This window comes from Thermoflexus sp. (assembly GCF_025055495.1).
Lineage (GTDB): Bacteria > Chloroflexota > Anaerolineae > Thermoflexales > Thermoflexaceae > Thermoflexus.
Genome location: NZ_JANWXB010000004.1, coordinates 1 through 7,834 on the forward strand (window position 1 = coordinate 1; position 7,834 = coordinate 7,834).

At 67.5% G+C, this 7,834-nt stretch carries 4 protein-coding genes; 1 reads left to right on the forward strand and 3 read right to left on the reverse strand.

Annotation, left to right across the window (positions count from 1 at the left end; all coding sequences use genetic code 11):
* Window positions 1-115: 115 nt before the first annotated feature.
* Together NZM16_RS00075 and NZM16_RS00080 are read right to left on the reverse strand one after the other, a co-directional pair.
* Window positions 116-4,132 carry an RHS repeat domain-containing protein gene (locus NZM16_RS00075; protein WP_295477636.1) on the reverse strand — a complete coding sequence of 1,339 codons (4,017 nt, stop codon included), beginning with the start codon at window positions 4,130-4,132 and terminating at the stop codon, window positions 116-118.
* Window positions 4,133-4,417: 285 nt separating this feature from the next.
* The gene (locus tag NZM16_RS00080; RefSeq protein WP_295477638.1) at window positions 4,418-5,947 is read right to left on the reverse strand and encodes a hypothetical protein; all 1,530 of its coding nucleotides are present in this window, start codon (window positions 5,945-5,947) and stop codon (window positions 4,418-4,420) included.
* A 140-nt stretch (window positions 5,948-6,087) separates the two neighbouring features.
* On the opposite strand from NZM16_RS00080, the gene NZM16_RS00085 reads away from it, so the two are divergent.
* Window positions 6,088-7,347 (forward strand): ABC transporter permease, encoded by a 1,260-nt coding sequence (locus NZM16_RS00085; RefSeq protein WP_295477641.1) that lies wholly within the window; start codon window positions 6,088-6,090, stop codon window positions 7,345-7,347.
* A gap of 300 nt (window positions 7,348-7,647) precedes the next feature.
* On the opposite strand, the gene NZM16_RS00090 is transcribed toward NZM16_RS00085, so the two are convergent.
* Window positions 7,648-7,834: hypothetical protein (locus tag NZM16_RS00090; protein WP_295477644.1), on the reverse strand; the 187-nt coding region annotated here is incomplete at its 5' end.

A 7,834-nucleotide genomic window follows, 5' to 3' on the forward strand; every position in this document is an offset into this window, starting at 1 on the left:
CCGATGCGCTCCAGCAGTTCTTTGACCCGATCCCGATCGCGCATCTTTTGTTCCGGGGACTTCGGGGGCTCATCGAATTCATCCCCCCAATACAGACCCAGATACATCCGTCGCTTCATGGCCTCACCCCCTTTGCCTTAAAATAAGGCCAGATGGCTTTTAGCCAATCCCGCCGTTTCAAATCTTTGCCGTATACTTTTTTATAAGCATCCCAGACTTCTTGCAAAGTATACCCCTGACCAGTCGGCAAGATGCTCAACAGCCTCGCTGTGACTTCGTGCTGATGATACGCCCGATCCAACACCACTGCCGGAATGTCGTCCGCGTCCAACTCCAGTTTGTCCGCAAACCTCCTCTCGATCCGGTGATGCACGTCCAGGCCCGCCGCCCCGCGCACCCCCTCCAGGATGCTCTCCCACTCCCCCGCCTTGCGAATCCCCCGGAACAGACCCCTATCATACAGATGCCGAATCACCTGTGGAGCTGCCCCGCCCATCTTCTCGCGAATTTCACGAACGAAGGCCTTCAAAGCCTGCGGGTCGTTCTTGCTCTGCAGAGTGATCGCACGCCGGACCAGGTCGTCCAGCGGCAACGCGACCGGCAGCCAGTCCTCCGCTTCGGCCGCCTCGAGCCCCAGGGAGAGCGCCACGCTGAGTCCGGCCACCCACTTCTCCTCGTCTGTGGCCAACGGGTCGGCCAGCGTCCGCCCGGCCTGATACATGTCGTAGGCAGTCCAGCCATAGTCCACCACCCGAAGCACGAGCAGGGCGCCGGCGATCAGCAGCGGCACCACAGGGGCATGCCCCCCGGCGTCCACGTAGCGCAACGGGTTGTTGTAAACATACGCATACCGATTGAGCGCCTGCGGGTTGCCCGGCTCCGGCACCAGGGGGTCCGGCTGCAGGAAGCGGCCCAGGTATGGGTCGTAAAACCGCGCCCGGTAGTCGTAGAGGCCCAGCCCCGCCTCCCACCGCTGCCCCGTGAACCGCCGGTCGGTTGGGAACGCTCCGCTCTCGAAGCGCAGGGCCCCATACGGCAGATACCGTGCGGACGCCACCGGCGTGTTCCCCTGCGCGACGGCCGTCACGCTGCCCAAGGGATCCCCCACCACCGCCCACGCCTGCCCGCCTTCCCGCACCGCCACCGCTTCCCCTCCCAGCCGATAAACCTTCCGCACCCCTCCGCTGCGCACCTCATACCCCTCGTCCACCACCACGGTGCGCACACCGTCCACCAACCGCTCCACCCGGCCGCCGTCCGCGTCGTAACGGAAGGCCGCTGCCCGCTCCGCCCCCCGCCACACCTCCTTCAGCCGGTTCTCCGGATCGTAGACATACCGCCACTCCACCCCGCCGACCGTCCGGGTGATCACGTTCCCGTTCCCGTCATACCCCAGGGCCGTCCCGTCGCTGACCGCCCGCAGCCGCCACGACCGCCCCCGATCCTCCCCCGACCACGCCCTGTGCCACTCTTCCCCTAAGCAGCGCGCTGTTATGGATCGGGCCACCAGCGGCAAATACACCCGATACGTCCCCGTCACCGGCGGCCGCGGACTCTCGTCTTCGTATTCATACACCCAAACCGAGGCCCCCTCCGTCCGCCGCAGCCATCGCCCCCCTGGGTCCAGCGTCCACGTCCCCGCCACCGGCCCGCTCATCGCGATGAGCCGGTCGAGCTCGTCGTAGCCGAAAGCCCACACCTCCCCCCGAACCGTGTCCGTGATCCGCACCACGTTCCCCACCCTGTCGTAGCCATACGCCAGGTCCACTCCCGGCCCCTGGATCCGCCTCACCTGCAGCGTCTGCGGATCGTAAGCCCGGCTCAGGGTCCCCCCGCTTAGCAGCGTGAGCGCGGTCCGCTGCCCCGCCGCGTTGTAGGCCGCGTTCTGGGCATACGTCACCCACCCGCTCAAGCTCACCGGCCAGCCATGCGGCCCGTAGGCGATCTGCAGCGCCTCCCCATCCGGGTCCATCCGCCGCACCAGCCGGTCCATCGGGTCATACGCCCACCCCTGCGTCCACGTCGTCCCGTCCACTCGGAGGGTGGCGGTGATCACCCGTCCCCGCGCGTCGTAGGCCCACGTCCGCTCCACCCCCTCGGCCGTCCACGCCCGGGTCCGCCGGCCCACCGAGGCCCCATGCCCTGCCTCATCGTAGGCGTATCCCACCGCATACCCGGACGGACCCGGATCCGGCGGCGGGGTGTAGGTCGACCCGTCCCCCACCGGGAACGTATACGTCTTGCCTCGTAGGCGGCTGAGCGGGTCGTAGTAGAAGTTCACCGCCCACCCTCGCCCGTCCACCTGGGCGATCAGGTTGCCCGCGGCGTCATAGCGATAATGCCATGTCCCCATCGTCGGGTCGTCCATCCGCACCTTGCGGCCCAGGGGATCGTAGGCCATCCGGATGCGGTTCCCCAGCGGATCCCGCACGTCGGTCAGGCGGTCCATCGCGTCATACCGATACCGGACGACCGTTAGGGGTTCCGCCAAAAGGGTGGGGGCTGGGACCGTCCCTCGGAAGGCGAACACTTCCGCCAACCGCCCCAGGCCGTCCCGGCACTGCAGCGTCTGGTGGCCGTTGGCGTCCCGCCGCAGCACGCCGCCTTCCACGTAGGCCAGGCGGGTCTCGGCGCCGTCGGGCGCGGTGACCGTCAGGGGCCGTCCCAGCGCGTCGTAGGTGGTGCGGACGCGGGGCGCGGCAGGGTCAGGGGCGCGATAGGGCGTCACCACCCTTCCATCCGGGGTTGTAGCGTAAACGTATTGGGGGACGAAATACGGCAGGCTCTCCTCCACCACCCGTCCTAAGGCGTCGTAGCGGATGAAGCGGACGATCTCCTGCCCGCCGCTGGAACAATTCCATCCCGGCCCGGGGGCGTGAAGCTGCACCGGGCGGCCCAGCCCGTCATAAAAGCGCCGCTCCCAGCTCCCCAGGCCTCCGCTGCACCAGGCCCGGCCTGCTGTCCCTCGGACCAGCCGGACGATCATCAGCGGCCAGCGGTCCGTAAAGGGGCGGTCCACCCCGTCGTAGTAGCGCCACTCCTCCGTCGGAAACTCCCACGTGTCCCCGGGCCGCACGACGGTCCGCAACCGCCCGAAGGGATCATAGGAATAGGCCGTCGCCGCCCCGTTGGGGTCCACGGCCCGCTTCAGCGCCCCCACCGGCCCCCGCCCGGATCCCGGGTCGCTCTCGTTGAGGCCGTAGTATTCGTAGCGGGCCACGTGCCCCAGGGCGTTGCGCTCCCACACCCGATACACCGCGCTCGCGTCATACCCGAAGGTCGTGGTGTAGCCCCGGGCGTCGGTGATCACCGTGAGGTTCCCCCAGGCGTCATACCCCGCCCGCTCCACGACCCAGCCCCAATCCCCCCTCCCCCGATCCACCCGGGTGAGCAGCCCTTTGACCGGGGGCGCCGTATAGGCCGCCGCCCCATCGTAATAAAACAGGGTCTGCGTCCGGAGGGCCGGCCCGCCGACGTTCTCGGTGATCCCCTCGTAGAGGTTCTCCCAGGCGACCCGATCCACGATCCAGGCGTTGAGGTTGGGCGCATAGCCCCGATGGGTGGAGCGCTCATCTCCAGAGAAGTCCAGGAAGCCGTGCTCAAAAACCGCGGCGACGTTGCCATACGCGTCATACCGCCACTCGACCCGCGCCGTGCGGCCGTCGACCGTCGCGTCCTGCCGCTGGAGGAAGACGAAGTGCGCCCCGCCCACGGTGGGGGAGATCCCATAGGTGTAGACCACCGTCTGGAGGGGCACGCCGCCGGGATCCCGAACCTGATGTTCCCGGATCCGCCCCCGGGCCGGCCAGGGGTCGTTCGTAGGCCCCTCCGGCAGGGCGAAACGGGTCCACTCCTGCTTCTGCGTCGCGCCGTTCAGATCCTGGAAGACGACGGACACCTCCCGGTAGCCCAGGAAGCGGCCGCCGGTGGGGCCGTTGAACGCGTCCGGCCAGGTGCATCCCTGTTGGTCGTCGCCCCAGAATAGGTAGCATCGACCCCGGGGATCATCGCTATAGGCGTAGACCTCCCGCCATCCGCCTCCCAGCCCATCGGTCACCCTGCGCCACGCCACCCGATAGTTCTTCGCGTGCCAGTGGCCGCCATCGGGGGTCCCGTAATCCGCCTCGATCACCCCCCCATACCCGTTGTCGAGCCGCACCAGCCGGGGGTAAAAGAAGCGCGCCTGATCCCACTCGCTGCAATGCTGAGCGAAGATGTTGCACCAGTCCTTGTTGGCGTATCCGCGATAGCCGAAGGTGAAGGGGGGCAGGGCCCTCCATCCGTTCCCTTCCGGCGCCCACTCCTGCAGCGCCGTCAGGATCCGCAGCCGCTTGTTCCCCTCATCCTCCGGAACGAACGTCCCATATGTGAAGCGCCATTCCCGCGAGATGGCCCACGTCCCGTCCCCCCGCCGCCGCTACAGCATCACCTTCTGCACCGCGTCCGTCTGCCAGAAGATGACCGCCAGCCCCGCCTCAGCGAAATCCCAACGGTAGGCCTCGGCCCCGAAGCCGTCGTTGGGCCCGTTGCCGTTCCACCGCCGGTCCCAGACGATGCGCACCCGCGTCCCCGGATACTCGATCCCGGTGAGATAGCTCGCCCGCTCCGAGTTCGGGTCATCCCCGAAGCAGTTCTCGCTGCTGCCGATAAGCCCCGCCGCCCGGAAGACCTCACACTGCTGGGCTAGGGTCTGCTCCGCGTAGGAGAAGGTCACGGTTACGCCGTTGGGGTAGACGATCTCCTTCACCCGCCATCGAACCGTGGCCGCTCCCGTCGTCCAGCCGCTGCCCGTCCATGGCCCGATGCTCCCCCGCAGCATCTGCCGGCTGTCCGAGGTGGTCCCAAACCGATAACGGGTGCCATCCTTCAGCGTAACGTCCCACCACCCGTTCTCTGCCCCTGGGTTCCACACGATCCGCCAGAACCGGTCGTCCTCCGCCCGGAAGCGGATGGGCGTCGAGCCCGGCCCCAGATATTGGGCTCGATCCGGCAGCGCCGTTTCCGGGACCAGCTTGATCGCCTCCCCGTTCAGCGCCAGCAGAGGGACGACATCCCAGCACAGATAGAAATTCGCTCCGTCATAGCACCGCCTCACATTCCGCCACAGCACCTCCGCTACATCCAGGCTCCAGCCCCAGCCCACTCCATCCGACTGGGCCCAGGTCAACACCCCATCGAGCCGGCGGCTGTTGTAGGAGAGGCGCAGGTCCGGCCGGATGCCGCCGGGCCCCGGCGGCAGATCGAAGGGATGCTCCCAGATCAGCGCCCCGGAGAACCGGTCCACCCGAGTGTCGTTGAAGTTCAGGATCCAGCCGCTGACCCGGGTCCCCTGGGTCCCCGCCCCGAACACCGAGAGGTGATCGGTGGGGAAGGCCACGATCCCCGCCGCCTCATCCAGGAAGGTGGGCGTGATGGGGAGCCAGCGGTTCGCTGCGGGGTCCAGATACCCCACCCAGGGCCGCAGCCCGTCGGGTCGGGAGGCCCAGTTCACCAGCTCCCCTAAACGCAGGGTGATCGTCAGCGGCTCAGCGAAGCGGGTCAGCGGCGCGCCCTGCGCATCGGTGGCGGTGAGATCAAAGGCGAGGGCGATCCCCGCCTGCCCCGCTCCCAGACGGCGCTGTTCCCGCACCTCCAAGCGCATCTGGGCGATGGGAGCCTTCGCCGGGACCTCCACGGTGACCCGGCCCTCCAGGAAGCGCACAGCGGTCCCGGGGATGACCGGATGCGCCTCCGGAGGGGGCAGCGGAACCGGAGACGGCGGAGCCGCCGGCGGGGTCGGGGAGGGGAGTGCAGGAGGCGTCGGCGGCGGCAGGGGGCTCTCGAAGGAGGAGACGACAGGCGGAAGGAAGGCGGACGAGGTGGGGAGCGGTCTCGGAGGGAGCGCGAAGGGCTGTCCCAGCAGGCTCAGGATCGCCACCCACACCACCGGGGAACGAAAGCGAGCCATGGCGCACCTCCAGGAAAAACAGTGGAGAGGTGAGGAAGCTCTTTCACGATCTTGGCGGACGAGCGCGCAGCCGGGGGCGGAACTCCGAGCTAAAATGAGAATCCAGAAGGAACCCACTTCCTATCCGCTGGAGGCCTGCCTTGCGCACGGGATTCTGGGTGGAAAACGTCCGCCAGGCCCTGGACACTCTGGCCTCGAACCGGCTGCGGGCGGCCCTGACGCTGCTGGGCATCCTGATCGGCGTGGCCGCGGTGATCGCGATGGTGGCCATCGGCCGGGGCGTGCAGTATTACATCAACGCGCAGTTCGCCGCCATCGGCACCAATCTCATCTTCGTGATCCCACGGGCGGCCACCGAAGCGGATCCGGCCGGGGCGGCGCTTCGCGATATCTCCTCCCTAACCATGCGAGATGTGCGGGCGATCGAACGGGCCGTGCAAGGTCGAGCAACAGCGGTGGTCCCGGTGGTCCAGCGCTTCGGCCCCCTCGAGAGCGAGGGCCGAGAGGCAGTGACGGTGATCCTGGGCACCACGCCCGGCTACGCCCCCGCCCGCAACTGGCGTCCCCTTTACGGCAGCTTCCTGGAGGAAGGCCACATCCTCAACCGATCCCGGGTGATCGTGCTGGGCCTGACCCCGGCCCGCCGCCTCTTCCCGGACGTGGCCAACCCCATCGGCCGGACCGTCCGCATCAACGGCGTCCCCTTCCGGGTGATCGGGGTGATGTCCGATAAAGGGGGCAGCGCCTTCGGCGATTACAACGATCTGGCCTTCATCCCGCTGACGGTGGCTCAGGAGATGCTGTATGACGCCCGGGATCCGCGCACCGGCGAGCCGCTGGTCACCGGGATCATGCTCCAGGCGGCGCGGGCGGAATACACCGACGCCATCGTGCGGGCGATCACCGAGACCCTGCGGGAGCAGCATCGGATCCGCTTTCAGGATGAAGACGATTTCGCCGTCCTGACCCAGTTCGAGCTGGTCTCGATCTTCGGGCAGATCTCCAGCGTGCTGACGGTTTTCCTGGGGGCCTTAGGCGCCATCTCGTTGCTGGTGGGCGGCATCGGGATCATGAACATCATGCTGGTCTCGGTCACCGAGCGGACGCGGGAGATCGGCCTGCGCAAGGCGGTGGGCGCCCGGCGCCGGGACATCATGATCCAGTTCCTCACCGAGGCGGTGCTGATCACCCTAATGGGCGGCGCGATGGGCACCGCGGCAGGGATGGCCCTGGCCTCGCTGATCGGCCCGCTCAGCCAGGGGGAAGTCCAGGCGGTCGTCGGGATGGACACCGTGATCCTGGCGGTGGGGGTGAGCGCAGCGGTGGGGCTGTTCTTCGGCCTCTATCCCGCCTGGCGCGCCGCGCGGTTGGATCCCATCGTGGCGTTACGGTATGAGTAAGACCCGTTGCCAGCCCATCGCCCCAGACGCTCTTTCTTAAAAACCGGGATGGCTAATACTTTGTCCAGTTAGGAACCGGAGATCGGGGGAACTGAAGCCGGTCTGGAAGGCGATGACCCCTCCCCCCTTTCTCCCCCCTTCCCTACGGCCCAGAGGGCCGTGGAGATAGGGCGGTGCGGGGGGACCTTCGGCCCCGTCGCACCGCCCCTAAAAACCCCCAAATCAAAAACGGACAAAGCACCAAGATGTCGCGGCGGCCTTCGGCCGCCGTCCCCAAACTATGTCTCCCCATTCGATCCCTCAGGACGTCCCGTAGCGTCTTAAAAAGGCCTCCCGCGAGATCCAGAATTGAACGCGCTCCAGCTGATGGAGACGCCGATTCCGCAAACTGGCCGGGTTATATGTTCGCATCAACAGCCACACATAGAAATCATCCATCTGATAACGCAGCCGCCGCCATCCGCGGGCCCCCCGTTCCAGCAGGATG

Bases quoted from the DNA above. Each gene is read 5' to 3' on its own strand.
- NZM16_RS00080 (WP_295477638.1), bottom strand. From the start codon at position 5,947: ATGGCTCGCTTTCGTTCCCCGGTGGTGTGGGTGGCGATCCTGAGCCTG.